This is a genomic window from Campylobacter sp. CCUG 57310 (genome assembly GCF_013201975.1).
In the GTDB taxonomy this organism is placed as follows: domain Bacteria; phylum Campylobacterota; class Campylobacteria; order Campylobacterales; family Campylobacteraceae; genus Campylobacter_A; species Campylobacter_A canis.
Window position 1 is genome coordinate 1,454,232 of record NZ_CP053845.1, and the last position, 26,871, is coordinate 1,481,102.

The window sequence follows — 26,871 nt, forward strand, 5'->3', positions numbered from 1 at the left end:
GGCCCTAAATTAAAGCCAACCTTGCAAATAGGCGACATCCCTTAGGTTGCAACTTCTCGCGCTTTTAGGCGTTCAGGCAAAGCCACATCACACAGATATCGCACATCTTCGCCCATACTAATGTGTTGGACCCAAAAAAGTACGCTGCCAAATCACTCAGGCAAGTAAATTATATAGTGATTTTGCTTAAAGTAATGTTTTAGCAAGCCTTATACAAGACTCTACGCTTTGAATTTCACTTGTGGTAGCAGTTGTAAATTTATCCAGCTCTTTGCTTGTCGTTTGTCCTATGCTAACAGCCTTATAGCTATCATCCCAGCCAAAATTTGAGATAAAATTCTTAACCGCCGAAGGAGCGGTAAATATGATCACGCTTTTTGGTTCAGGCTTTAGCCCTATTTCCGCCTTCAAGCAGACATTTTCGTAAGCTACTATCTGAGTTATATTAACGCCTGCGGTTTCTAAAATCCCACCTAAATTTGAAACTGTTTTTTTAGCTCTTAGATAAAGCGTTTTTTTATCTTTTAAAAGCAGTAAAATTTCGCTTGCAAACTCTTTTCCATAGGAGTTTTGCCCGATATAAATTCTATCAAATCCTACCTGCTTTGCCGCGTTTGCACTTGCGTCGCCTATGGCGTAAATTTGCAAATTTTTATCGATTTTGATTTTATTAAATTCTAACGCTTTTATAGAGTTTTTAGAGGTTATGATAAGCGCTTCAAATTCGCTTAAATCAACTTCAAATTCGCTAAATTTAATCTCATTTAACCTAAGCGTCTTTGCGCCCTCATAATCAAAATTTGAACCGACTAGATAGATCATTTTAGACTTCCCTTCTTTTGAAAATAGGCTTTTGCTCTATCTTTTAAAATCGTATATATCGTAACTCCATCGCCGCTGCCGTATTTTTTTATAAGTGCGTTATGAAACTCCAAAGTGTTCTTACTTTCTCTTGCTATCTTTTTTATCTCCTGGGAATTTTTGGATAAAAGATTGTTTGTCTCGGCATTTTTTATTGGGCTTAATTGATCTTGTTTGGTTTCATCATCCAAATTTGAGCTGTTTTTAGACTCCTTGGACAGAGTTTTTATTTTAGGTGAAGCAAGCATTTTGGAGGCATAAATTTGTCTTGCTTTTTGTTTAAAAGTTTTATATATAACCAGCCCATCATCATCGCCGTAAGCGTTTTTTAGCATGATATGAAGCTCTTGAAGATTTGAAGATTTTAACAAAATATTTTCAACCTCTTTGCTTCTATTCTCGTCTATTTTTAAACTTACATCTTTTTGTAAAGTTATTTTTTTAAATTTCTCCCTTTTTTCGGCTCTTAAAGCGTTAAAAAATCCTATTACGCTATCATAAAATTTATCATTGCTAACTACGCAAATTTTACCCTTCTTATCAAAAAATTTTCCCATTAAAAATACTATTATCTTATCTGCAAAATCCCTATCCGCATCACTTATCATAAAAATTTTAAACTTTACTTTTTTAGAGTTTAAAATTTTTAAAGTCTGCATGGATATCTTTTTTCTTGCATTTGTAACTATATAAACCCTATCTTTTTTCTTGGGATCTATTATCTTAAAGATATTATCAACACATATATTTTCATCATCTATTATAAATCTTTTCAATTTTCTCTCCAAATTTAGAGTTTATCTATGCTTAAAAACCCTCTCAAGCCAAAAGCCAAATGTCGTATCGGGGATAAAAAATTCCCCATCTTGCTTATCTATTATCTCTTTAGCAAAAAGCTGTTTAAGTGCCGCTTGCAAGGACGTTTTGCTTATGTTAAATTGCGACAAAACACCGAGTGAAAAATACTCTTTTTGTCCTTTGATGATGATTTCAAGAGCTTTTTTTTGATTGCCTGTAAATGTATCAAAAACCAGCCTGTAAGCGCCATCTTTGCTTTGCAGCACTATATCAAGTGCGCCTAAAACCGCTTTTTTATCAATTGTTTTTTCATTTTCATAGATAAAATACAAAACATTTTGTATAAGCTTCGTATCAAATTTGCATATACCGGCAAGCTCGTTTATCTGAGCCTGAGTTGTTTTTAAGAAATTTTTAGCGTATTTATAAATTTCATTTTGCTTTAACGCGCCAAGTTCAAAATGAGTAGCCATCTCAAAAAGAGGCATTTTATGGCTAAAAAGTGAAGTTAATATATGCCGCTTTGAGCCAAGAAATATAAACGAGATATTTTTACTGGTCTGCATAAATTTACGCAACCTCGCATCTATCCTAAGCCCGCTAAACTCGGCTATTTGCTGAAATTCATCGATGATAAAAACTACTTTTTTCTCTTTTGAAATTTCATCAAGCATATTAAACAGATCATCCATCGCCTCGTCAAAGCTTGCGTTTTTTATCATCGGACTTGCCGAAAGTTCGTAAGTAAGCGGATCAAGCGTGATCTCAAAGCTTATTCTTTTGAGTTTGGCAAGGATAAACTTAAATGTACTTTGAAAATTTGCTTTTTGTGATTTGGCGACATTTCTAAGCAGCTCTTTTACAAAATCCTCTCCGCAAGTCATATCGAAGATGTCGCTATATATACAGACAAATTCCTCTTGATGACGGCGCATAAACTCCTTAATGAGCGTGGTTTTACCCATGCGTCTTTTTGAATAGATAAGCAAATTTGAAGAGTTTTTGGCAAATTTATAAATTTTATCAAGTTCGTTTTGCCTACCGTAAAATGTCGAGCCGTCAGCTAAGGTTTCAAATGGAAACGGATTTTTCATAGAGCGCCTTATATTGTTTGGTATGTAGATATTATACCATTATTTTTATACTAAAACTAAAATTTAAAAGATACTTTTTATTTTAAAAGTCCGTTTTTAACTAGATATTCTCTTGCAACATCATTGGCGCTACGCTTTAAAACCCGCACGGCATAGTTCATATCACTCATCTGCTCACTACTTATCTTGCCGTTTAATTTACTTAGAGCATGCCCTATCTGCGGATATTTATCAAGCGTATCTTGTCTCATCAAAGCGGCCGCTTCATAAGGCGGGAAAAGTCTCTTATCATCCTTAAGCGCTACAAGATCAAATTCTCTTATCTCGCTATCGGTCGAGTAAGCATCTATCACCTGAACTTCTCCGCTTAATATAGCTTTGTACCTTAATGCAGGCTCAACGGTTTTAACATTTAAATTTAAACCGTAAAGGGATTTAAGGCCTAAATTTCCATCTTCTCTGTCGTTAAATTCAAGAGTAAATCCGGCAGCTAGACCGTCTTGAACCGACTTTAAATCAGATATGCTTTTGATATTGTTTTCATGAGCAAATTTGCGCAAAACCGCAAGCGCATAAGTGTTTTCAAACCCAAGCGGCTCAAGTAAAACAAGGTTATCCTGTTTTGCCAAACCCTCTTTTGCCGCTACATAAACTGTTTTTGCGTCATTTGATAAATTTGTGCTCGGAGCTTTAAGCAGGCTTGAGACGATAGTGCCTGTAAATTCGGGATAAATATCGATATCTCCTGATTTTAACGCCTCGTATAAAAAGCTTGTCTTGCCAAAATTCGCTTTAAGTTTGACCTTTAAATTAGTCTCATTTTCTATAAGTTCTTTAAATAAATTGATTAAAATTTCAGGTTCGGCACCAAGCTTGGCCGCTATCACGATACGATCCTTTTGCATACTCATATTCGGCACAAAAGACAGCGCAAGAGCGAGTAGAAGCGTTGCAAGAGCGGTTATAACGAGCTTAAGCTTTTGTCGCTCTAAAAATTTAATCCCCGCACTAAAAATCATCGCCAAAAGCGCAGATGAGATCGCTCCTATCAGAATTAGCGAAGTATCGTTCCTATCGATACCAAGAAGCACAAACGTCCCAAGCCCGCCCGCTCCTATGAGTGCTGCCAAAGTAGCAGTTCCTATGATCATAACCGCAGCCGTTCTAATGCCTGAGATGATAACAGGCATAGCAAGAGCCAGCTCAAATTTCTTTAGGCGCTCAAATTTACTCATACCAAACGCTCTGGCGGCTTCTTTTAGCGCAGGATCTATCTCACGAAGACCCGTAAGGGTATTTTGCACGATAGGAAAGAGTGCGTAGATGACAAGAGCTATTATGGCCGGTATCGCACCGATACCAAAAATCGGTATAAAAAGCCCCAAAAGAGCAAGCGAAGGTATAGTTTGAAAGATGCCTGCAACCTGCAAAACAAACTCGCTTATACGCTTGTGATTTGAGATAAAAATCGCAAGAGGAATCGCTATAAAGATAGCCAAAAGAAGCGAAGAAAGCGAAATTTGCAAATGCTCAAGAGCAGCTCGCACAAGCTCATCTTGCCTCCCATAAAGCGTAGAAAAAAGCTCACTCATACTTGCGTCGCCTGGAAAAATTTAGCCACAAACTCATTAGCGGGCATATCTTTAATCTCTCCTGCGGTTCCCACTTGCACGATCTGCCCGCTATTCATCACACAAATTCTCTCTCCGACATTTTGCGCTTCGTTCATATCGTGAGTAACAAACACGACAGTCATGCCAAGATCTTTATGAAGCTCCTTAATAAGCTCCTGAAGTTCGGCTCTTGAGATAGGATCAAGCGCGCTAAAAGGCTCGTCCATAAGTAAAATTTTAGGCTCGGTTATGATGGCTCTAAGGATGCCTACTCGCTGCTGCTCTCCGCCAGAAAGCTCGGCGGGATAGCGGTGCAGATAGGTATCAGGCTCAAGACCTACTCTTTGAAGCAAATCTTTAGCCAGTGATACACGACGCTTTTTGCCGTATTTTTTCATTTCGGCTATAAGGGTGATATTTTCGCAAACGTTTAAATTCGGAAAGAGCGCTATTTGCTGCAAAACATAGCCGATATTTAATCTAAGCTTGCGCAGATCGTAGCTTGTGATATCTGCGCCGTCTATGCTAATCTTTCCTGATGTCGGCTCTATGAGGCGATTTATCATCTTTAGCGTAGTCGTCTTGCCACTACCGCTTGATCCTGCAAGAACAAAAAATTCGCCCTTTTTTATGTTTAGAGTGAAATTTTTAATTACTTCAGTATCGCCGTAAAGCTTGCTAACTCGCTCAAAGCCGATCACCACATTCCTTTAAATTTGCTTTAATTTTTGATAGTAGTTTATCATAAAAAATTGTATGTTGCCTTGCAAATTTAAAAATATAATGTCTAAAAAACAGATACAATCTCGATAAATTAGTAGTTTAATCAACTTTTAATATTGTCAAACTTAATTTCAATCTCGGATTAAAAATTTAATCAAGCTTGCAAATACTTTAAAAAAGTAAATTTGACATTATATAAAGCTAACTAGACTCTAAAATCAAAAGAAATTCATTAAAAATTTGCTTTTGATTTCCAAGTTTGCTAAAAAATTTTATATCTATATCTTCGACTACAGGAAGGGCTTCATTTATCTTTTTTCGCCCTATTTTCGTAGCACGAACCGTTTTTGCACGAGAGTCTTGCGGATGAACGGTTCTTTTTACAAAATTCTTTTTCTCAAGCAGCTTTAAAATTTGTGATACAGTCATTATGTCCATGTCGGAAAACTCGGCGATCATTACTTGCGTAACCTGCTCATGCTCTCTTGCAAGCGAAGCAGCGGTACATAACACGACAAACTGAGGATGAGTAAGTCCGCTATGAGTAAGTGCTTGTTTTATCATGCCGTGCCATTTGTTATAAGCCTTGATAAACAAAAGACCTGTTGATTTTTGTGGCTCATCTTTATATATGGAATCGAATTTTTCTTTACTCATTAAATTTCCTTATACGATTTTCCTAAAAACTGAAAAATCATAACATAATTTTACATTGATACTTCTATAAAATGTATGTCTTATTGATTTTATTTTTTCATAAACTTATTGTTTATCTTAAGATATTACCGGCAAGATTTAAGTTTTGCCGGTATTTGAGTTTAAAAGTTCTTACTTAATTTCTCGCAGATCAAAATTTAAATCGTTAAATTTACACTACTTTTTTGATTTTATTTTTTAAAATTTAAAGTTTATACTAATAAATTTACAAATACTAATTATACTTATTTTATACTTTGCGCTTTTTGTCTTAAAGCAAACATTGATTTTGGCACATCAGCAAAAATTTGCTTAAGAAGTTCCATTTTTTGCACGTTTATGTCTTTGCTTTCAAGCCTTACGGTATGCTTTATATATACGAAATTTTTATTCTCAAATATCTCATGACCAAAACAAAGAGTTCCAAAAGGAGTATTAGACTGATTCCAAAATTCCTTATTTGGCTCGACTTTGGTAAGGATAAATTTGATTTCAGGCATTTCTTTTAATTTCATAATTCCCGTAGAGCCTGTGCTAAATTTGCCATTTAAAGCCATATTTTCCAAATTGTTTTCCCATTCGAACCATTTATTTGTATCCAAATAAAAGCTCCAAATCTTCTCCTTTGAAGCATCAATCCTAACTGTAAAACTAAATTCCATACTTTACTCCTTCAAAAATTATAAGTATACTTATTATATGTATATTTATAATATATGTCAAGTGCAATTTATCCGCCATGCTGTTTTTAAATTAGCCTTGCAATTTAATATAAAAATAATATGATAAATTTAGCCTCTACAGCCTTAACAACAAGCGTCACTTTTTAGCCGAAATAAATTTATGTATTTTATTCTTTTTAAATAAAAATCGTGACAAGCTTGAAATATAAACAATTGAAGTCTCGCAGTTGCCCATTAAACCTAATAGATAAACAAGTAATTGCAGGCTTTGAAAGTTAAAATTTTATTTATCTCTTGTTACTATTAAAAGCATTTTAAATTTATCTTTTATCTTTAGTCCGTGCGGGATCTTGCCCGGCATCACGATACTATCGCCCGCTTTGATATTAAAATGCTCATCGCCTATCGTAAGCGCAAGCTCTCCTTCAAGAGCAACTAGTAGTGCGTCACCCGGCGCAGCGTGGGTGGAAAGCTCCTGCTCACCGTGAAAACCCATAAGCGTCATCGTGCCGTTTTCGTTTTTGACAAGGGTTTTGCTTACGACCTTATCCTCTTGATACTCGATCGCATCCGTAAGAGCGAAAATTTCAGCCTTCGGCAGGTGGTTTATCATTGTATTCTCCTTAAAGTCTATTAAAATCATCTTTGTCTTTTCTTTACTCACGACCTTGCGCCACGTCTCTTTTTCTATAATAAAAGCTTCGTTTTGTTTAAGGCTTAATTTCTCATCTTCACAAAATAGCGAAATTTCACCCTCTAAAATCCATACTAACGAATCGCCAAATCGCTTCTCCTTATCAAGCTCTTCGGTCACATCAAGCGCGTAAAGATCAAGGTCTAAATTTTTATTTGAAAAAAGTCTTTGGCTTACTATACCGCCGCTTTCAAAGCAAATTTCGTCTTTGATATTGTAAATTTTACTCATTATTTTCCTTTGTAAATTTGTATCAACTATCAAATCAACAAATGAATTTTAGCAGGCTGAACGATAAATAATCTTGATATAGATTATCTTTTTTTTAAATTTATTAAATAAATTTTAGTGTCAATATAGACTTGTTATTTTAGTATTTATAATTTAGACTTAACTATAAATAAATGAATTTATAGTGGCTATTAAATACAAAATCCAAACGATATTCAAGATGCAAAAGAAGAAACAATCAAGAAGATAAAGAAGGCAAAAATAATTTTTCAAACAAATCGCCTAGATGATATCTAAGCAATTTGTTTGAAATTAATTGATATAAAATATTGACTTGAAAAAATCAAAAGCTTATTTTATTACTCCCACTCAATCGTTGCAGGCGGTTTAGAGCTTATATCGTAAACTACGCGGTTTATGCCACTAACTTCGTTGATGATGCGGCGCGAAACATTTTCAAGCAGATCATAAGGAAGCCTTGAGAAGCTAGCCGTCATGCCGTCACTTGCATCCACCACGCGGATACAAACGGCATTTTCGTAAGTGCGGTTATCACCCATTACGCCAACTGAATTTACGTTTAGCAGTACGCAGAATGCTTGCCAAGTTTTGTTATACCAGCCGGTTGATTTAAGCTCGTCACGAAGTATCACGTCAGCTTTGCGAAGCAGCTCTAGGTTAGGAGAATTTACCTCACCCATGATACGTATCGCAAGTCCAGGACCAGGGAATGGATGACGGAAAACAAGATCACGAGACAAACCAAGCTCAAGCCCAAGCTGGCGAACTTCATCTTTAAAAATATCTTTTAAAGGCTCTATCAGCTCAAAGCTCATCCATTCAGGCAGCCCGCCTACGTTATGATGACTCTTTATCGTCTTGCTTGATCCTACTACCGAGCTTTCTATGATGTCTGTATATAGCGTGCCTTGAGCTAGGAATTTTACGTTATCGTGCTTTTTGGCTTCTTTTTCAAAAATTTCTATGAATGTTTCGCCGATTATCTTGCGTTTTTTCTCAGGATCGGTTACGCTAGCAAGCCTCTCAAGAAAAATCTTGCTAGCATCGATACTTACAAGCTCCACGCCAAGCTTGGTTCTAAAAGTCGCTTCAACTTGCTCTCTTTCGCCTGTTCTTAAAAGTCCGTTATCGACAAATACAAGTATGACGTTTTCAGGGATTGCGTTAGCTAAAAGTGCTGCAACCACGGAGCTATCCACGCCTCCGCTTACTGCGCATAGGACTTTTTTATTGCCCACTTGCTCTTTTATCTTCGCAATTTGCGTTTTAGCAAAGCTTCCCATATTCCAAGTGCTTTCGCAGCCGCAGATATATTTGGCGAAATTCTTTAAAATTTGCGTTCCAAATTCGCTATGCTGCACCTCTGGATGAAACTGAAGTGCATAAATTTTACGCTTATCATCGCCAAATACGCAATAAGGAGAATTTTCGCTTACGGCAAGCGATTCAAAGCCGTTTGGTAAATTTAAGACCATATCCGAATGGCTCATCCATACGATCTGTTTTTCAGGCGTATCCTTAAATAAATCATGAGGCTTGATTACGTTTAATTCGGCCTTTCCGTATTCTTTTTGATTTGCAGCCACAACTTCGGCTTTATTTACGTGAGCGATAAGCTGCATGCCGTAGCAAATTCCCAAGATAGGAAACTTCATTTTAAATACGCCCTGATCGCAAAAATACGCATCATTTGCATAAACGCTTGCAGGTCCGCCGCTTAAAATTATCCCTTTTGGCTTTTTAGCTTTTATATCTTCAAGCTTAGCGTTAAACGGCAAAATTTCGGTATAAACGCCTTGTTCGCGAAGGCGACGAGCGATAAGCTGGGTGTATTGCGAGCCAAAATCCAAAACTATAATATCTGATTGCGTCATTAGTATAATCCTAAAATTTCAAATTGCACATACCAAACGACAAGCGATACGATATAGCCTACCACTATCGTCCAAGCATGCTTCATGTGAGCGCCAAACGTATAAATTCCTTTTAGCTTGCCCATTACTCCAACACCCGCAGCAGAACCAAAGCTGATCATAGAGCCGCCGATTCCCGCTGTTAGCGTTACGAGCAACCACTGATCAAGTCCCATTTCAGGGCTTGACTTAAGCACCGCAGACATTACAGGGACGTTATCAACGATTGCCGATAAAAATCCCACCGCGATATTCATAGTCGTAGGTCCGAATTTATCATAAAGCGCAACAGCGTGATTTAAAAATCCTAAATAGTGAAGCGCGCCGACTGCCGCCAAAATACCGAAAAAGAAGTAAAGAGTGTCGTTTTCTATCTTTGACATGTAGTGAAATACATGCATAGGCTCTTCGTTTTTATACACTCTTTTATAGTAGTAAGTATAAAGACTAAGCAAAGAAAGACCAAATATCATACCCCACATAGCAGGCAAATGGAAAAGTTGGTGCGACATTACGGCAGAAAAAATTGTGAAAATTCCAAGCCCGATTACTACTTTGCCGCCTTTTTTGATAGTTACTTTAGGCTCTGTAGCAGGATCAAAGTGAGGACTTCCTTCAGGAACTACGCGCACAAGCAATACCGCAGTAACGATCCAGCCGATAAGAGAAGCAGGAAAAAGAGCCAAGAAATCAATAAACGGAGCCTTGCCTGCAGCCCAAGCCATAAGCGTAGTAATGTCGCCAAACGGACTCCATGCACCGCCTGCGTTTGCCGCTACGACGATGTTTATAGCTCCTGCGACCAAGAAATTCGTATTGTGTCTATCTATGGTTATTAAAACCGTAGAAAGGATAAGTGCGGTAGTTAGGTTGTCAGCTACCGGGCTTAAGAAAAATGCTAGCACACCCGTTAGCCAAAAGAGTTTTTTGTAAGTGTAGCCTTTTGAAACGAGGTTATATTTAAGCGTGTTAAACACGTCTCTTTCGATGAGCGCTTCGATATAAGTCATCGCAACCATTAAGAAAAATACAATTTGCGAAATTTCAAGGATCAGGTGATCGACCTCGTTTTTAAGAGAGCTTATCTCCATGCCGTTTAAAACCATATAAAAGCCGATAAGTATAAACATAAACGTTCCGATAAACATAGCAGGCTTTGCTTTATTTATATGGAAATTTTCTTCAGCGGCGATAAAAAAATACCCCACGACAAAGATGACAAGACAAGCTATGCCTATCCAAGTCGTAGTAAGGTCTACAGGCTCGTTACTACCGCCTCCTGCGGCGAAAGCAAGCCCAAACAAAAGGCTTAAAAGTCCAAAAATCCTCATTTTTTCTCCTTAAAGTTTATTTATTTTTTCGGTTTTAGTAGTGTTTATTCTGTCTGAGTCGTCATAAAACGGATCGGCTTTATACCCGCACCCGCTAAGAAAAATTAACAAAAAAAATGCTAAAATCGCCTTATGAAAGACGCTAAATTTATCATAAATCATATCGTAAACAATCCCTTTTTCTATAAGCTAAAAAACCAAAGCGAGTGCGCTAAATTCGTTAAGCTACTAAGCTTAAATCATCAGCGCCTCATAGCCTTTTGCTACGTTAAAAACAGCATTTTGTTTTTTGCTCTTAAGCACCCTTTGGGGCTTCAAGAGTTTAAACGAGATAGTAATATAAATATGTTAAAAGGCTTATTAAAAATTTATGCTAGCGCAAACGAAGGCTCTATTTTAGGTCAAATTTCAGATATAAAATTTTTCGTTACTAAAAATTTGCGCTTTAGCGTTACACCTAAAATCGCAAAAAAACAAATTTACATAGAAAAATCCAAAGGCAAATTTATAAATCTAGCCAAAAACCCTCAAATTTACGCTAAATTTGAGGATATTCGAGAGGTTATAAGGTCGAATTTAGATGCTAATTGACGAGATTCGCTCGCTGCCAAGCAGCTCGGGAATTTATCAGTATTTTGACAAATTCGATAAGCTTCTTTACGTAGGCAAGGCTAAAAATTTAAAAAACCGCGTTAAGAGCTACTTTAGCTTCACACCCTCTCTTGCGCCTTCGCCTAAAGTAGGAGCTAGAATTTTTCAAATGATAAGCCAAACGGTTCGCCTTGAATACATAGTAACTCCAAGCGAAGCCGACGCGCTGATACTTGAAAACTCTTTCATCAAGCAGCTAAAGCCAAAATACAATATTCTTTTGCGAGATGACAAGACCTATCCTTACATATATGTCGATTTTGACGATGAATTTCCACGATTTGACATTACTCGCAGGATCATAAAAGGCAAAAACATCAAATACTTCGGACCCTATTTTAAGGGAGGAAGAGAAATGCTTGAAGCGCTTTATCTAAATTTTAAGCTCGTTCAAAAAAGAAGTTGCGTCAAGGGCAAAAAATCTTGTTTATTTTATCAGATCAAGCGTTGCGAAGCGCCGTGTGAAGGCAAAATAACCAAAGAAGACTACGGTAAAATAGTAAATTCAGCCATATTAGCCCTTCAAAACCCGCACAGCTTGCAGGCGAATTTGTCAAATTTGATGATGCAATACGCAAAAAACCAAAACTACGAACAAGCTGCTAAAATTCGCGATAAGATAGAAATAATAAAAGATTTGGAAGTAAAGATAGAAGTTGATCTTGCCAAACTTGAAGATTTTGAAGTATTTGCCATAAATCTGCATGAAAATTTTATCTGCGCGGTTAGATTTAGCGTGCAAAACGGCAAAATAATCGGTGTAAATCAAAACATAACACCTTCTAAAACCGCCTCAAGCGAAGAGATAAACGAGGCTTACAAGCAGATCATCTTAGAAAGCTTTAGTATAGACAGCCCGGTGATAACGACTAAAATTTATACTAATGACGAATTTGAAGATGCAAGCTTGATAGAGGAAATTTTAAGCAAAAGGCACGGCAAAAATTTTAGCGTCAAAACTCCAAAAATAGGTGAAAAAAAGCGAATTTGCGAGATGGCTAAAACAAATGCCGAAATTTCTATCAAAAACTATATAAAAAGCCACGATAATGACTTTTTACGCTCGCTTAAAGAGTATTTTGAACTCACTCACACGCCTTATAGGATCGAAGCATTTGACAACTCTCATATGTTTGGCGAAGCTTGCGTGGGAGCGATGATATGCTTTGATAACGGCGAATTTGTAAAAGAGCGATATCGTCATGTGCATTTAGAAGCTAGAAACGACTATGATCAGATGAAAGAAATGCTTATAAACAGAGCTTTGCGCTTTGACAAGCTGGCTCCGCCCGATCTATGGGTGATAGACGGGGGCGAGGCTCTTTTGAATTTAGCTAACGAAATTTTAAAAAGCAGCGGTGCAAATATCGATGTGATCGCAATATCAAAAGAAAAAATAGACGCTAAGGCGCACCGAGCAAAAGGAGCCGCAAAGGATAAAATTTACACCGCAAAAGGAATATTTTCGCTCGCTACGGACGATAAAAGGCTTCAGTTTTTTCAGAGGTTGCGCGACGAGGCGCACCGCTTTGCCATAACCTTTCATCAGAAAAGCAAAAAGAAAAAGGATTTGCACGCAAGCAAGCTTGCAAATGCGGGAATTTCAGCAGGAAGTATCGCCAAGCTCATTAAATTTTATGGAAATTTTGAAAGTATATTAAACGCCCAACTTAGCGAAATAGCAAAAGTTACAAACAAAAGCGTAGCAAGTAAAATAAAAGCTCTTAAGGATAGTGAAATTAAAGACTAAATTTTAAAGAGCAAATTTGCCAAGCGTTTAGCGGCTTTTCTTTTCTAAATCCTCATATCTTTTATAAAATTCGCAACTATCCTCATATCCCATATCGCAACCCATTTTTAGTAACTTATTCGCTCTTGCTTTGTCTTTATTCACCCCCTTTCCTTCATAGTACAAAAATCCTAAATTCATACAAGCGCCCGGATATCCTCCCTCACAAGCCATGGTAAATAAATTTGCGGCTTTTTCATACTCAATAGCGCCGTATAAAGAGTTGTTGTATAGATTTCCAAGCGCAATGCAACTATCTAAAAATTCATTTCGCAAGCGTTTTTATAAAGCTCTTTAGCTCTATTTATGTCCATATCGACACCATATCCGCTCTCATACAAAGATCCCAGCTCATAGCAAGCCTGCATTAGTTTGCCGTCGCAAGCAGTTTTAAAAAGTTCGCCCGCTTTTTCATAACTAAGCTTAAGATCAACCCCGTCATAGTATAAATAAGCGATTTCTAAGCAAGCCTTTGCATATCCGAATTTGCAATATTTGTAAAAAGACTCATTAATAATCTTTTGGTTTTGGCTAGGCTCAAACGATGTTGCGTAACGTGTCGCGGCAAGATAACACTCTAAAGAGTCGTTTATCTCGCAAGCCATTTGAAAAGAGGCGTTAATTTTTGGATATTTAAGCTCAAGCTTGGCTGCTAGAGCATAAGAAATTCCAAGCTCTTTGCAAGAGATGATATCGTTAAGCAAGCAAGCTTTTTTTAAAAGATTATTTGCTTTTATATCCTGCTCCTTGGTATCTTCTTCAAAATAAACAAATGCAAGATAGCGACACCCTAAAGGTTCCTCAAGATTACAAGCAACATGAAAAAACTCACTCGCCTTATAGCGGTTCATAGTTAATCCAAACGCTCCATGCAAATAAAAGCTTCCAATGCAGTAGCAAGCAAAGCCAAGCCCCATATCGCAAGCTTTTTTATGGAATTTAACTCCTTTTTCATAGCCTCTCTCATCTCCTTCAAGCAAAGAAGCTCCTGCGACAAGACAGCTTCTTGCATCTCCTGAATTACAAAGCGCCTCTTCGTCGCTTAAATTATCAATGCCGGCGTTTAAAACGAGAGTAAAAAACAGCAAAACGTATAAAATTTTTATCATTGATTTTGGACTTTTATTGATATCAAAAATCAAATTCTATAATTTAACTACTAGATATTTGCTTAAATTTGTTAGAAATTTTATGAATTTATAAATAGAAGATAAATTTGACTTGAAAGTCTAAAATTTCAAGTCAAATTTGCTAAATTTTAGGCTTAATAACCCTTTGCTTTTAGCGTTTTGTAGTTATCGCACGCAGGCTGATATCCTAGCTCGCAAGCTCTACCGTAGTGCTTTTTAGCCGTTCTTAAGTTTCTCTCTACGCCAAAAGCTTTATCGTAAAGCTCGGCAAGATTATTGCACGCTCTGTATTCGCCGGCATCGCATGCGGTACCGTATAGCATGATAGCCTTTTTGTTATCTTGCTTTACGCCTTGTCCGTTTGCATAGAGAACTCCAAGATTACTGCAAGCTAGAGCGTGTCCACCGTCGCATGCCTTAGTAAATAGCTCAAAAGCTTTTTTAAAGTCTTGCTTGTCGCCCTCTTTCATATAAGCCGTGCCTAAATCATTGCAACTTACAAAGTTTCCGCCTTCGCACATCGCTTCAGCATTGTTCATGTTTGCCCACAGAGCCAAAGCTCCGACAGTTAAAGCAAGGATAATTTTCCTCATTTTAATTCTCCTTTTTATAGAAATTTTATTTATCACTCTTTTTTTCTTGCGAACTATCGCCTTTAAACCAGTTTATAACCTTATCAAAGACGCTTTCATCGGCACTACTTTTGCCGCCTTCTATACCAAAACTCGCCTGAAGCTTGTTTAAAAGCTCTCTTTGCTCGTCATTTAGCTTGCTTGGAGTTTGAACCGAAATTTGAGCTATCAAGCGACCTACTTTTTTGCTATTTATACTTTTTACGCCTTCGTTCTCAAAGACAAATTGCTGCTTATCTTTAGCCCCTATCGGCAATTTTAGCTCAGTCGTGCCCTTAAGCGTCGGTATAGTTATCGTCTCGCCAAGCATCGCCTGAGTAAAAAACACAGGAATTTCGATATAAACATCATTACCGTTTCTTACGAAGTGCTCATCCGGCTCAACAGAGATATTTACGTAAAGATCTCCTCTGCTTCCATCAACCGAGACATTGCCTTTACCGCTAACTCTCATCCTCATACCGTCATCAACGCCGGCAGGGACATTTATCTTGACGCTATGTTTTTCCTCTTCGTATCCTACGCCGCTACACTTACCGCATCGCTCTTTGACAACTTCGCCGGTACCGTGGCAATACGGACACTCCTGCACAAAACTCATAAAACCGCGTTGCTGGCTTATGCGACCTCTTCCGTGGCAATGCGGACAAGTCTGATGCAAGCCGTCTTTCGAGCCTGTACCCTTACAGCTTGCGCACGGCTTTTTAACTTTATACTCAAGCTCTTTTTCTATACCGAAAATCGCTTCGTTAAATTCTATCCCTATTGATATCTCAAAGTCAAGCGGATATTTATCCAGGCTTCTTTTTTTCCTGATTGTGCCGCCAAAATCTCCGCCGAAAAACGAGCTAAATATATCTCCCAAATCAAAATCCGCTCCAAATCCGCTAAAGCCGCCCATGCCGCCTTGAAGACCTGATTTGCCGTATCTATCGTAAATGCTCTTTTTCTCCTCGTCGCTTAGCACTTGATAAGCTTCGTTTATAAGCTTAAATTTATCTTCGGCCTCTTTATTTCCTTGGTTTCTATCCGGGTGATACCTAAGAGCAAGCTTTCTAAACGCCTTTTTTATAGTTTCTTGATCGCTTGTTTTACTGATTTCTAAAATTTCGTAGTAATCAATCTCCAAAAAAATCTCCTAAATTCGTCTATTTTAAAAGGCGATTTTATCCTATTTAAACTAAATTAAATTTTATTTATCATTTTTTAAAGAAAATACAGGAGCGGTGAGGGTTGGTTTTGTGTTTTCTATAATTTTAAAATTTTTAGTTATAATTGCGCTATCATAGTAAGAAAGGAAACAAAATGATTAATGTTTTAATGATTGAAGACGATCCGGAATTTGCTCAAATTTTGTCTGAATACCTAGATAGTTTTAACATCAAAGTTACAAATTTCGAAGATCCTTACCTCGGACTAAGTGCGGGGATAAAAAATTATGATTTGATCATTCTTGATCTTACGTTACCGGGAATGGACGGACTTGAAGTTTGCAAAGAAATTCGCGAAAAATACGATATACCTATCATTATCTCTTCAGCTAGAAGCGATATAAGCGATAAGGTCGTAGGTCTTCAAATAGGTGCTGATGATTACCTGCCAAAACCATACGATCCAAAAGAGATGCACGCTCGCATCATGAGCTTAATTCGCAGATACAAAAAGACTAGCGAAAGCGTTGAAGAGACGATTGATTCTCTCTTTAGAATAGATGAAAAAAGACATGAAATTTACTATAATAACGAGGCTCTGACCCTAACTCCTGCAGAATACGAGATACTTACTTATCTTATCAAGCAGCACAGCTTTTCGGTATCTCGCGAGCAGCTGGTATATAACTGTAAAAGCCTAAAAGATAAAGACTCAAAGAGCTTAGATGTCATCATAGGAAGATTAAGGGCAAAGATAGGCGATAACTCAAAAAGCCCTAAACATATCTTTTCGGTAAGAGGAATAGGCTATAAACTCGTAGGATGATACGCTACTCTATAACCACGAAAATAACGGTAGTATTTGCTATCGCTTTCTCACTTGTTTGTATGTTGCTTTTAACTTTTGGCAACATACAACTAAACGATATGCTCGAAAAGACTAAAGACAAGCAGATGAGTGCTATAACTTATCTTGTCGATCTTTACGAGCGCTCAAATCCGCCAAGCGACCTCTCTCAGTATTTTAAAAATTTCGGTTTAACCTACGTGGATAATAAAAATTTAGCTGCAGATATCATCGCAAACGGGCATGTGGTCCAAGCCAAGCAAACCCCGATAGGCATGATGCAATCAATCCACTACAAAGACAATGTTTTTTTGCATATCAAAAATTCAGCCTTTCAAATTCTGCTTGAGAGCAATGACGCTAAAAACATAAACGATCCGCTTTGGATAGGATTTTTTATCACGACAACCCTACTTGTATCGTTATATATATCGGTTATCAACTCGCTTGCTCCGCTTAAAAAACTTGGTAATGATATGCGAAAATTTGCTGCTGGCAACATGGACGTAGAGATAATCTCTCCAAAAACAGTAAAAACGGATGACGAAATTTCACGAGTCGCGATCGAATTTGATAACGCTGCAAGCAAGATTAGAGAGCTTATCCGCTCGCGCCAACTGTTTTTAAGAACTATTATGCACGAGCTGAAAACCCCTATCGGCAAGGGGCGGATAGTATCTGAAATGGTGCAAAACGAAACGCAAAAAAACAGGCTAATAACCATATTTGAAAAGCTTGATATGCTCATAAACGAATTTGCTAAAATCGAGCAGCTACTATCTAAAAGTTATGCGCTTAACTACCAAGAGTGCTTCTTTTCTATCATCATGGATCAGGTTAAAGATATGCTCATGCTTGACAAATTCGAAGAAAAAGTATCCTGCGAGATCAACGACGACATGCTGCTTCGCGTGGATTTTCAGCTCTTTACTCTAGCGCTTAAAAATTTGATAGATAACGCCATAAAGTACGCCGACGATAAAAAAGCTCATATAATCTGTGATAAAAACGAAATTTACGTTAAAAATTTGGGCAAACCGCTTGAAAAACCGATTGATTATTATATGCAAGCTTTTATCAGAGAAAAAAATAGCAAAAGCGCAGGAATGGGGCTTGGACTATACATCATCGAACAAATTTGCAAGATGCACAAATTTAGCCTCACATACTCCTACAAAGACGGTTATCACATCTTTTGCATAAATACAAAACCAAAGGAAGCAGTTGAAAAAAGGGCTTGAGAAATTTAACGAGCTTGTGTCCGCGTTTGAAAAGCTTCCCGGAGTCGGCAAAAAATCAGCCCAACGCTTTGCTTATCACGTCTGCTTGCAAGATACTTTTGGCGGGCTTAAGCTGGCTCAAAGTATAGAAGATGCTGTTAGATTTACAAGAAAGTGCCAAATTTGCGGCGGGCTTAGCGAAAACGAGATATGCGATATCTGCAGCGATGAAAAGCGCGACAGTACCCTTGTAGCCGTAGTAGAAAACGCAAAAGATATCTTAGTGCTTGAGCAAAACGGAATTTATAGCGGGCTATACTTCGTGCTTGATGAGATAACTCCTGAAAATATCGGCAAGCTTGAAAATATGATAGTCAAAAACGGCACTCAAGAGATAATTTTCGCCTTCACACCAAACATAAACAGCGACGCGCTTATGCTCTTTATCGAAGATCAGCTAAAAGATCTAAATGTAAAATTTAGCAAGATAGCTCAAGGAGTTCCGACCGGAGTTAGCCTTGAAAACATCGATCTACTCTCGCTTATGAAGGCGATTGAAAGCAGAACGCAGGTATAAATTTACGCTTAATCTGCAAAGAAAGCTCATAAAAGCTTTGAAATTATAAAATCAAACAAAACATGTGCTAAGCCGTAAGCCTTGCTTTGGCACAAATTCAAATTTCTAAAATTCGTAAGTCAAATTTTAAAAGCCGATAGTTCAAGCTTAAAATTTGATGATTATCTCTTTGTATGATTTAAAATTTACGGCATTAAGCCGTAAATTTAAGTTGATTATTTTGAAGATTTTTCTATATAAGAAAACTCAGAAATTTTAGTCCATTCTCTAGCTTTTTTCAAAAACGCTCTTTGAGAATCAAGAATTTCTTTAAACAACGCGTCCTTGCTAGCCTCTTCGTCTAAAATTTCATCAGTCGCTTTCTTAAGCGCACTCATCACATCCTCAGGAAATGACTTAACCTGAATATCAGGAAATTCGCTTTTCATCTTGTTCCAAAATTCGCTATTTTCATAATACGCTTTTGTGAAAAGATCGCTTGCGACTTTATTCATAGCTCCTTCTAAAATCGCCCTTAGATCCGCAGGTAGCTTTTCAAAGCTCTTTTTATTTACGAAAAACTGAGTCTGACCGCTTGGTTCTTGCCAGCCGGTGTAGTAAAATTTAGCAACCTTATGAAAGCCAAGCCCCATATCAAAAGCAGGACTTACCCACTCTACAGAGTCAATCGTCCCCATCTCAAGCGCCATATAAAGCTCGCCGATAGGAATCGTGTTTATCACTACACCGAGTTTAGCCATAACCTCGCCGCCAAAGCCGGGAATTCGCACTTTTAGGCCTTTAAGATCATCTAAGCTCTTAACCTCTTTTTTAAACCAACCGCCCATTTGAGTGCCTGTGTCGCCCGCGTTAAATACTTTAATGTTGTATCTATCATAAACTTTAGCCTCAAGCTCTTTACCGCCGCCAAATTCATACCAAGCGCGAAGCTCGCTTGCCGTCATACCAAAAGGAAGCGCGGTAAAAAACATCGTTCTTGCGTCTTTTCCTTTATAATAATAAGAAGCAGTGTGTCCAATATCGTATTGTCCGCTCTTTACAAAATCAAGTATGCCAAATGGCGACTTGTGCTTTGACGGATGATCAACTCTTATCTCAAGTCTTCCTCCCGACATCTCTTCGGCAAGGCGCTTAAATTCCTTAATCGCATCTCCAAGCACCGGTGTAGTGCTCTCCCAAGTGCTGGCTACTTTAAGTTTATATGTCTTGCTGTCCGCAAAGCCAAAAGTTACGGCAGCCATCGTTAATAAAACAGCTAAAACCGCTTTTGGCTTCATCGCGTTTAAAAACATTATCTCTCCTTTAGGTTAAAAATATCTAGGAATTATATAAAATTTTGCAAGAGGCTTTATAAAAATGTGTAGATAAAAGTTTCGTTTTTCGTTAAAAGCTACGAATTGTAACTATTTTGTTTCTAAAATTTAGATAGAATTACCAAAATCAAATCAAGGGCAACTATGATAAAAAAGACAAAAATTCTAGCGACTATCGGACCCGCCAGCGAAAGCGAAGAGATACTTGAAGAGCTTGTAGAAGCCGGAGTAAATGCATTTAGACTAAATTTCAGCCACGGCACGCACGAATATCACAAAGCAAATATAGAAAAGATAAGAAGAATAGAAAAAAAGCTAAACTATCGCATCGGCATCTTTCAAGATATCTGTGGACCAAAAATAAGGATAGGTAAGCTCAAAGAGCCTTTTGCACTCAAAGCGGGCGATATCATAGAGGTTTACGGCACTGAAATACTAGGCGAGCAAACTGCACAAAATCGCTACAAACTAAGCATCAACCAGCCTCAAATTTTACCTATATTAAAAGAGGGAGAATACATCTACTTATATGACGGCTCAATCCGTGCAAGAGTCATAAAAAGCGGAAAAGTCGTAGAGGCGATGATAGAAAATAACGGAATTTTAAGCTCAAACAAGGGAGTAAATTTCCCAAATACAAAGATAAATATCGAAGTTATTACGCCAAAAGACAAGGAAGATCTTAAATTTGGCGCTCAAAACGGAGTAAATTTCGTAGCGATATCCTTCGTACAAAACGCAAACGACATCATCAAAGCAAGAGAAATTTTAAAAACCTTTGGCTCAAAAGCTAAAATTTACGCCAAGATAGAGAAATTTGACGCCGTAGAAAATATAGACGAAATCATAGCAGTAAGCGACGGTATCATGGTTGCGCGTGGAGATCTTGGCATAGAAGTACCTTACTACAAAGTGCCAACCATACAAAAGCTAATCATCAAAAAAGCAAATGAAGCGGCCAAACCAGTCATCACGGCAACTCAAATGATGCTAAGCATGACAGAGCATGAAACCGCAACAAGAGCCGAGATAAGCGATGTGGCTAACGCCATCCTTGACGGTACCGACGCGGTCATGCTAAGCGAAGAAAGTGCCATAGGCAAAAACCCCGTAGCCGTCGTAAAAGCGATGAAAAATACTATCGTGCAAGTGCAGCAAATTTATCCTTTTAATAAATTTGACGCTTTTAGCTACTACGATGAGACCGACATGGTAGCCTCCAGCACCACACGCCTTGCTACTCAACTTAAGGTTGACGGCATACTTTCAGTAACGGGCTCGGGAAAATCGGCTATAAAAATGGCAAGGTACCGCACGGATATCGATATCATAGCAGTTACCCACGATGAAGAGACGGCTCATTCGCTAACTCTGGCTTGGGGCGTGATACCTGCGTTTACGGTTGAGCAGGATATGCTAAATTTAATCATCGCCAAAACAACCAAAAAGGCGTGCGATCTTGGATTTATCCAAAAAGATAAGACTTACATAATGACTGCGGGATATCCTGCCGGAGTTGAGGGTAGCACCAACCTTATACGTATATTAAAACAAGATCAGATCGATTATTACATCGACGTGGCAAACAGCTTAGAGAAGTGAGGCAAAAATGCAGAGTATAAAAAAATGGCTTAAAATAGGTGCGATTATCGCGGTTGTGCTTGCTATCATCATAGGTTTTCTAATCGTGCCGTTTTTAAACGTGGATCGAATTCAAAGATTTATCCTAACTGATAGCCAAACAAAGGTTACCGAGAAGCTCTCAAAACAGCAAGATGATATGCTCATGCTTTTAAAGGAGCAAAACGAGCTTCAAAAGCAAATTTTAACCGAGCTTAAAAGACTAAATTTAGATAAATCTCAGTAGATAAATTGTCTGTAAAATTAATAAATCAGCAGGCGCAATTAAATCAAAAAAGCTTTCCTCATAGAGACTTCTATCCTGCTTTCATCAAGTTCGTTTGAATAGAATAAATTTAGAGCTAAAACCGCTTGATAAAGAAGCATATCGCTTCCATTTTTAGCGGTAGCTCCAAGTGAAACGGCTAAGGTTAAAAACGGTGTAGGTTTATTGTAGATAACATCAAAAGCAAATTTGCTTCGTCGTAAAACATCTTGTAAAATTTCTTTTGGCGATGGCAAGCTATCGTCATTTAATCCTGCGGAAGTAGTATTTACTACCAAATCAAAATCACGAATTTTAAATTTATCCCAAGTAAATTTATTAAATTCGCCAAAATTTTCTAGCCTAGCCAAGCCTCTATTTAATACGCAAACATCGACATTTGCGCTACTAAGAGCGTAAGCAACGGCTTTAGCGGTGCCGCCCGCTCCTAAGATGAGAGCTGATTTTATCTCGCCAAAATTTTCTATCGCTTTTAAAAACCCGAGCGCATCCGTGTTATATCCGTAAATTTCATCATTTTTTAAAACAATTGTATTTACAGAGCCGATTTTTAAGGCGCTTTCTTCAACTACGTCGCATTGATTTAGAGCTATCTCCTTATGAGGGACGGTTATGTTGGCTCCGTTAAGTTTTAGCTCTTTAAATTTATTGACTAAATTTGATCCGTCTTCAAGCAGATATCTTGAATAAATCCCGTCAAGCCCCATTTCGCTAAGAGCCAAGTTATGAAGTCTCGGCGAAATGGAGTGTGATATAGGATTTCCAAAAACGGCAAAGAATTTCATTACTTAATATTTACTATAAATGCACCGCTTGCAATATTTTTCTTAATTTTAGCCAGCTCGCCCGCAAGCTCTTTGCTGCTATAAGGACCTACTAGAATTTTAATTACTTTGTTTCCTTTAACCGTAGTTCCGTAGAGATTATAAGTATAACCGTTTGCTTTAAGCTTTCTTATCTCTGCTGAATTTTCATCAAATTTACTAACGGCAAATACTTGGATATATGTCCCGCTAGGAGGAGTTACGCTAGGATCTTTTGAGTCAGCTTTAGAAACAGGCGTATCTTTTTTAGGCTGCTCTGCTTTTTTCTCAGGCTTTTTAACTTCATCTTTTGGATTAACTACTGTTATCTTTGGCTCTTGCTTTGTAGATTTTTCTGCTTTAGCGTCTGTTTTTTTAGTAGTTTCGCTAGCTTTTTTCTCAGGCTCTATAACTTTTTGTATAGTCTTAGGCTCTTGTTCAACGCTTAAATTTTGCTCTTGCTTATGCTTAGAATCTTTATCTTTTAAAGCCTTAACCATATCCTCAAAACTATCTTGCGTCTTTCCTTCCGGTATGATAGGAACTTGCTGGAACAACTCGTCGTTTTTAGCAGGTTCTTCAGGTTTTGGCTGCACAGGAGTAGGCACCGGCTTAGCTTCGTTTTGAGCTAAAGCACCATCTTGAGTTTTGGTTGTAGCAGGAGGCGTAGGTTTAGGCGCCTGCGGTTCCGGAGGAAGAACAAGTCTTGAATCAGGCTGCGCTACAGTGCTATCTTGTCCGCTTGAGTTTAAAATTTTCATCGCAACCAAAACACCTAAAAATACTATAAGCGCCAGCGCGATTAGCATTAAAATTTTCTTTGTGTTTTTACCTTTTTTTTCATCATTTTTTTCGAGCATGATATCTCGTAATTCATTATATTCCATCTTATCTCCTTACATATGCTTAGACCACGATGCCCCACGTTCCTTTTGATAGACTTTATAGGGCAAAGTAAGTATGTTAAAATCTCTTGGAACTTCAAGTGTCGGAAACACTCTCCACTCCTTTGCTAGCCGCTGAGACAAAAGCATGGATAGCTTGCTTGCCAGCTGATAGCCTTCATTTAGCGTTGTGTGACCTTTATGTATATACAGGTGCAAATGCCCAGGTGTCTTAGTCTCATACGCCGTAAAATTTATATACCCCTCTTCTCTAAGCAACAACTGTGCCCTGTGCCAAAATCGCTCGGGCGTGCGTCCGTTATAATCAAACACGATATTTTCAACTTTATCGCTTGCACTTATCAAAGAGTGCGCTGCAATAATCTTGCCTTCGTTATGATCTTTTATCACTTGAAAATTTAACGGTTCGTCAATTTTTTCAAATTTATTAAAAAATATCCTTCCTTTGTGATCAATCTTATTTACGATATTATCGCGCTTAACCCAATAATGGGTCGTGATCATCTTAATTAGCGTTATATCTATATTTTGCATTAATACATTGCTCTATCATAGATGATAAATTTGCTCGCAAGCTCTTTTAGTTCGGCTTTTATCTTGCTTTGAAGCTCTGTATTATTTATATCATCAAGCACGTCGGCTATCTTATTTGCGATAAGCTCAAATTCGCTCTCTTTCATTCCTCTAGCCGTAAGCGCCGGGCTTCCTACACGAATTCCGCTTGTTACAAACGGGCTTCTTGTCTCGCCTGGGACCGTGTTTTTATTAACTGTAATTCCTGCGTTTCCAAGAGCTATGTCAGCCTCTTTACCGCTAAATTCTTTATTTAAAAAGCTCATTAAGATTAGGTGATTATCAGTACCTCCGCTTACTAGATCGTATCCTCTAGCCATTAGCACTTCGCCCAGCTTTTTAGCGTTTGCTTTAACTTGCTTTGCATAAATTTTCCACTCAGGAGATAAGTTATGCTTAAATCCTACCGCCTTACCTGCGATAACATGCACGAGAGGCCCACCTTGAATTCCGGGGAAAATCGCCGAATTTATCTTTTTAGCATACTCTTCGTTGTTTGTCATTATGATACCGCCGCGAGGTCCTCTTAACGTCTTGTGAGTCGTTGAGCTTACCACGTCACAATGCGGAAACGGATTTTGATGCTCGCCTGCAACGACAAGTCCTGCGATATGAGCTACATCCGCAAATAATATCGCGCCAACCTCATCGGCTATCTCGCGAAATTTCTTAAATTCAATCTCTCTTGTATAAGCACTAGCTCCGCAAACTATCATTTTTGGTTTTACGATTTTAGCGATATCAAGCACTCTTTCGTAGTTTATCCTGCCGTCAAGCTCAACTCCGTAAAAAAAGCTCTCATAAATTTTACCCGAGCTACTTACCTTTGCACCGTGCGTAAGGTGTCCGCCATGGCTTAAATCCATACCTAAAATTTTATCTCCCGGATTTAAAAGCGCTCCATATACGCCTTGGTTTGCTTGAGAGCCCGAATTTGGCTGAACGTTTGCAAATTCGCAACCAAAAAGCTCTTTACATCTATCTATGGCGATCTGCTCGATCTGATCTACGAATTCGCATCCGCCATAGTAGCGTTTGCCAGGATAACCCTCGGCATATTTGTTTGTAAGGATTGAGCCCATCACTTCCATCACTTCAGGATAGGTAAAATTCTCGCTAGCTATCATCTCCAAATGATCGCATTGGCGCTTTAGCTCGGATTGTGTTAAGTCAAAAATTTCTTTATCATAGTTTTGTAAACTCATTTTTCATTCTCCTTGATTTCGTTTTTAAGAGGTCTCATCGCAGGAAACAGCACCACATCCCGAATGGATTTTTTATTAGTTAGCAGCATCACAAGTCTATCTATGCCTATACCTTGCCCTGCAGTCGGCGGCATAGCGTACCCAAGAGCCTTTACGTAATCCTCATCCATGGCGTGCGCTTCGTCATTACCGGCATCTTTAGCTTTAATTTGCTCAGAGAAGCGGTTATACTGATCAATCGGATCATTAAGCTCGTTAAATCCGTTTGCTATCTCTCGGCCTGCGATAAAGAGCTCAAATCTTTCAGCTATTTCAGGATTAGAATCGCTTCTTCTTGAAAGCGGGCTAATAGAAATAGGAAAATCTATAATAAAAGTCGGATTTATAAGCTTGCTTTCTACGTAATTATCAAAAAGCTCGGCTTGCAAATGACCCAAATCAAGCTTGGCGTTTGCCTCAAATCCATCGGCCTTTAACTTAGCTAAAATTTGATCCTTGTCTTCAATTACATCTGCCGGAATTTCGCCTACTTCAATGAGAGCCTTTTTATAACTCATCCTCTTAAAAGGCTTTGAAAAATCAATCTGCATTCCGTCAAATTCTACAACTTTTTCCATATCAAGCTTATCAAACAACACTCCAAACAGCTCTTCCGTAAGCCCCATAAGATCGTGGTATGTGTGATACGCCCAGTAAAATTCGATACTTGTAAATTCAGGATTGTGAGTTAGATCCATGCCCTCGTTTCTGAAATTTCTATTCATCTCATAAACGGCTTCAAATCCTCCTACTATAAGACGCTTGAGGTAAAGCTCAGGCGCAATTCTCATATAGCGATTTATACCAAGAGCGTTATGAAAAGTTACAAACGGCTTAGCGTTAGCTCCGCCTGCTATCGGGTGCATCATCGGGGTTTCAACTTCTAAAAAGCCCTTATCTTCAAAAAATCTTCTTATAGTGCTAACTATGATAGAGCGCTTTTTAAAATCCGTCCTTACCTCAGGATTCATAATCATATCAAGGTATCTTTGGCGATATCTAGTTTCGATATCCACAAGCCCGTGATACTTTTCAGGAAGCGGGCAGATAGCCTTAGTGGCTAGAGTAAGTTCGCTAACATGCATAGAAAATTCGCCTGTTCTGGTTACAAACGCATAGCCTCTAACAAAGATGATGTCGCCTACTTCGATATTTTTCTTTACGACTTTAAACCAGTCGGGATCAAGAGTCTTGTTGCTAAAATAAATTTGTAAATTTCCATCTTCATCTTCGATATTGGCAAATATCGCTTTGCCCGCATCGCGTATTAGCTTAACGCGACCCGCAAGGCTTACGAACTGCCCTTCGGCACTCTTTGACTCGGTATCTTTGATATGGTTAAATTTAAGTCTGAATTTTGAGATATTCATATCTCGTCTTAAGAAGTGAGGATATGGGTTTATACCCATTTGTCTTAGCTCCTCGATGGTTTTTAATCTTTGAATTTCCAGCTGATTTTCAAATATCACTAC

General features: G+C 38.1%; 27 protein-coding genes. 7 read left to right on the top strand and 20 right to left on the bottom strand.

Features of this window, described 5'->3' with window-relative positions:
• Window positions 1–186: 186 nt before the first annotated feature.
• From CORI_RS07265 to nhaD, 10 genes are all read right to left on the bottom strand, one after another.
• Window positions 187–822, bottom strand: coding sequence for a uroporphyrinogen-III synthase (locus CORI_RS07265; protein WP_173031407.1), 636 nt, complete (start codon window positions 820–822; stop codon window positions 187–189).
• Window positions 819–1,637 carry a hypothetical protein gene (locus tag CORI_RS07270; protein WP_173031408.1) on the bottom strand — a complete coding sequence of 273 codons (819 nt, stop codon included), beginning with the start codon at window positions 1,635–1,637 and terminating at the stop codon, window positions 819–821. Before CORI_RS07270 ends, CORI_RS07265 begins: the two co-directional genes overlap by 4 nt.
• Before the next feature lie 21 nt (window positions 1,638–1,658).
• Window positions 1,659–2,753: an ATP-binding protein gene (locus tag CORI_RS07275; protein WP_173031410.1), complete on the bottom strand. Its 1,095-nt coding sequence runs from the start codon at window positions 2,751–2,753 to the stop codon at window positions 1,659–1,661.
• A 77-nt stretch (window positions 2,754–2,830) separates the two neighbouring features.
• The gene (locus tag CORI_RS07280) at window positions 2,831–4,345 is read right to left on the bottom strand and encodes an ABC transporter permease/substrate-binding protein (protein WP_173031412.1); all 1,515 of its coding nucleotides are present in this window, start codon (window positions 4,343–4,345) and stop codon (window positions 2,831–2,833) included.
• Window positions 4,342–5,067 carry an ABC transporter ATP-binding protein gene (locus CORI_RS07285; protein ID WP_173031414.1) on the bottom strand — a complete coding sequence of 242 codons (726 nt, stop codon included), beginning with the start codon at window positions 5,065–5,067 and terminating at the stop codon, window positions 4,342–4,344. The genes CORI_RS07280 and CORI_RS07285 overlap by 4 nt, the downstream gene beginning before the upstream one ends.
• A gap of 223 nt (window positions 5,068–5,290) precedes the next feature.
• Window positions 5,291–5,746 carry a MarR family winged helix-turn-helix transcriptional regulator gene (locus CORI_RS07290; protein ID WP_173031415.1) on the bottom strand — a complete coding sequence of 152 codons (456 nt, stop codon included), beginning with the start codon at window positions 5,744–5,746 and terminating at the stop codon, window positions 5,291–5,293.
• A gap of 284 nt (window positions 5,747–6,030) precedes the next feature.
• Window positions 6,031–6,447 carry a polyketide cyclase gene (locus CORI_RS07295; protein ID WP_173031416.1) on the bottom strand — a complete coding sequence of 139 codons (417 nt, stop codon included), beginning with the start codon at window positions 6,445–6,447 and terminating at the stop codon, window positions 6,031–6,033.
• Between the two features lie 304 nt (window positions 6,448–6,751).
• The gene (locus tag CORI_RS07300; RefSeq protein WP_173031418.1) at window positions 6,752–7,393 is read right to left on the bottom strand and encodes a cupin domain-containing protein; all 642 of its coding nucleotides are present in this window, start codon (window positions 7,391–7,393) and stop codon (window positions 6,752–6,754) included.
• 359 nt (window positions 7,394–7,752) lie between these two features.
• Window positions 7,753–9,288 (bottom strand): glutamine-hydrolyzing GMP synthase, encoded by a 1,536-nt coding sequence (gene guaA, locus CORI_RS07305; RefSeq protein ID WP_173031419.1) that lies wholly within the window; start codon window positions 9,286–9,288, stop codon window positions 7,753–7,755.
• Window positions 9,288–10,658, bottom strand: a complete 1,371-nt coding sequence (gene nhaD, locus CORI_RS07310) for a sodium:proton antiporter NhaD (RefSeq protein WP_173031421.1) — start codon at window positions 10,656–10,658, stop codon at window positions 9,288–9,290. Before nhaD ends, guaA begins: the two co-directional genes overlap by 1 nt.
• Window positions 10,659–10,790: 132 nt before the next feature.
• Between nhaD and CORI_RS07315 the strand changes: the two genes are divergently transcribed.
• Entirely contained in the window at window positions 10,791–11,249 is a 459-nt protein-coding gene (locus tag CORI_RS07315; protein WP_173031423.1) for a hypothetical protein, read from the top strand.
• Window positions 11,239–13,059, top strand: a complete 1,821-nt coding sequence (uvrC, locus tag CORI_RS07320) for an excinuclease ABC subunit UvrC (RefSeq protein WP_173031425.1) — start codon at window positions 11,239–11,241, stop codon at window positions 13,057–13,059. The genes CORI_RS07315 and uvrC overlap by 11 nt, the downstream gene beginning before the upstream one ends.
• 27 nt (window positions 13,060–13,086) lie before the next feature.
• Here uvrC and CORI_RS07325 read toward each other — a convergent pair whose 3' ends face one another.
• The 4 genes from CORI_RS07325 to dnaJ form a co-directional block, all read right to left on the bottom strand.
• Entirely contained in the window at window positions 13,087–13,374 is a 288-nt protein-coding gene (locus tag CORI_RS07325; RefSeq protein ID WP_173031426.1) for a tetratricopeptide repeat protein, read from the bottom strand.
• Window positions 13,356–14,207: a tetratricopeptide repeat protein gene (locus CORI_RS07330; protein WP_173031428.1), complete on the bottom strand. Its 852-nt coding sequence runs from the start codon at window positions 14,205–14,207 to the stop codon at window positions 13,356–13,358. Before CORI_RS07330 ends, CORI_RS07325 begins: the two co-directional genes overlap by 19 nt.
• Before the next feature lie 155 nt (window positions 14,208–14,362).
• Entirely contained in the window at window positions 14,363–14,821 is a 459-nt protein-coding gene (locus tag CORI_RS07335; protein ID WP_173031430.1) for a tetratricopeptide repeat protein, read from the bottom strand.
• A gap of 25 nt (window positions 14,822–14,846) precedes the next feature.
• Complete coding sequence (gene dnaJ / locus CORI_RS07340; protein WP_173031431.1) at window positions 14,847–15,989, bottom strand: molecular chaperone DnaJ; 1,143 nt, start codon at window positions 15,987–15,989, stop codon at window positions 14,847–14,849.
• A 176-nt stretch (window positions 15,990–16,165) separates the two neighbouring features.
• On the opposite strand from dnaJ, the gene CORI_RS07345 reads away from it, so the two are divergent.
• Genes CORI_RS07345 through recR form a run of 3 tightly spaced genes read left to right on the top strand, consistent with a single transcriptional unit; the run spans window position 16,166 to window position 18,655 of the window.
• Entirely contained in the window at window positions 16,166–16,837 is a 672-nt protein-coding gene (locus CORI_RS07345; protein WP_169940512.1) for a response regulator transcription factor, read from the top strand.
• A complete protein-coding gene (locus tag CORI_RS07350; RefSeq protein WP_173031975.1) occupies window positions 16,837–18,099 on the top strand; it encodes an ArsS family sensor histidine kinase in 1,263 nt (420 codons plus the stop codon). The genes CORI_RS07345 and CORI_RS07350 overlap by 1 nt, the downstream gene beginning before the upstream one ends.
• Window positions 18,083–18,655 (top strand): recombination mediator RecR, encoded by a 573-nt coding sequence (gene recR, locus CORI_RS07355; RefSeq protein WP_173031432.1) that lies wholly within the window; start codon window positions 18,083–18,085, stop codon window positions 18,653–18,655. The genes CORI_RS07350 and recR overlap by 17 nt, the downstream gene beginning before the upstream one ends.
• Before the next feature lie 215 nt (window positions 18,656–18,870).
• On the opposite strand, the gene CORI_RS07360 is transcribed toward recR, so the two are convergent.
• Window positions 18,871–19,896 (bottom strand): TRAP transporter substrate-binding protein, encoded by a 1,026-nt coding sequence (locus CORI_RS07360; protein ID WP_253908143.1) that lies wholly within the window; start codon window positions 19,894–19,896, stop codon window positions 18,871–18,873.
• A 216-nt stretch (window positions 19,897–20,112) separates the two neighbouring features.
• On the opposite strand from CORI_RS07360, the gene pyk reads away from it, so the two are divergent.
• Complete coding sequence (pyk, locus tag CORI_RS07365) at window positions 20,113–21,570, top strand: pyruvate kinase (RefSeq protein WP_172200297.1); 1,458 nt, start codon at window positions 20,113–20,115, stop codon at window positions 21,568–21,570.
• Between the two features lie 7 nt (window positions 21,571–21,577).
• The gene (locus tag CORI_RS07370) at window positions 21,578–21,835 is read left to right on the top strand and encodes a hypothetical protein (protein ID WP_173031433.1); all 258 of its coding nucleotides are present in this window, start codon (window positions 21,578–21,580) and stop codon (window positions 21,833–21,835) included.
• Between the two features lie 38 nt (window positions 21,836–21,873).
• Here the strand turns inward: CORI_RS07370 and CORI_RS07375 are convergent, their stop codons facing one another.
• From CORI_RS07375 to lysS, 5 genes are read right to left on the bottom strand one after another with little or no spacing between them, the layout of a single operon-like run.
• Complete coding sequence (locus CORI_RS07375) at window positions 21,874–22,659, bottom strand: shikimate dehydrogenase (protein ID WP_173031434.1); 786 nt, start codon at window positions 22,657–22,659, stop codon at window positions 21,874–21,876.
• A complete protein-coding gene (locus CORI_RS07380) occupies window positions 22,659–23,564 on the bottom strand; it encodes an SPOR domain-containing protein (RefSeq protein WP_173031435.1) in 906 nt (301 codons plus the stop codon). The genes CORI_RS07375 and CORI_RS07380 overlap by 1 nt, the downstream gene beginning before the upstream one ends.
• Before the next feature lie 9 nt (window positions 23,565–23,573).
• The gene (locus CORI_RS07385) at window positions 23,574–24,116 is read right to left on the bottom strand and encodes a DUF1882 domain-containing protein (protein ID WP_169940526.1); all 543 of its coding nucleotides are present in this window, start codon (window positions 24,114–24,116) and stop codon (window positions 23,574–23,576) included.
• On the bottom strand, window positions 24,116–25,360 hold the full coding sequence (locus tag CORI_RS07390) for a serine hydroxymethyltransferase (RefSeq protein WP_173031436.1): 1,245 nt from the start codon (window positions 25,358–25,360) through the stop codon (window positions 24,116–24,118). Before CORI_RS07390 ends, CORI_RS07385 begins: the two co-directional genes overlap by 1 nt.
• Window positions 25,357–26,865, bottom strand: coding sequence for a lysine--tRNA ligase (lysS, locus tag CORI_RS07395; protein ID WP_254064984.1), 1,509 nt, complete (start codon window positions 26,863–26,865; stop codon window positions 25,357–25,359). Before lysS ends, CORI_RS07390 begins: the two co-directional genes overlap by 4 nt.
• Window positions 26,866–26,871: the final 6 nt, after the last annotated feature.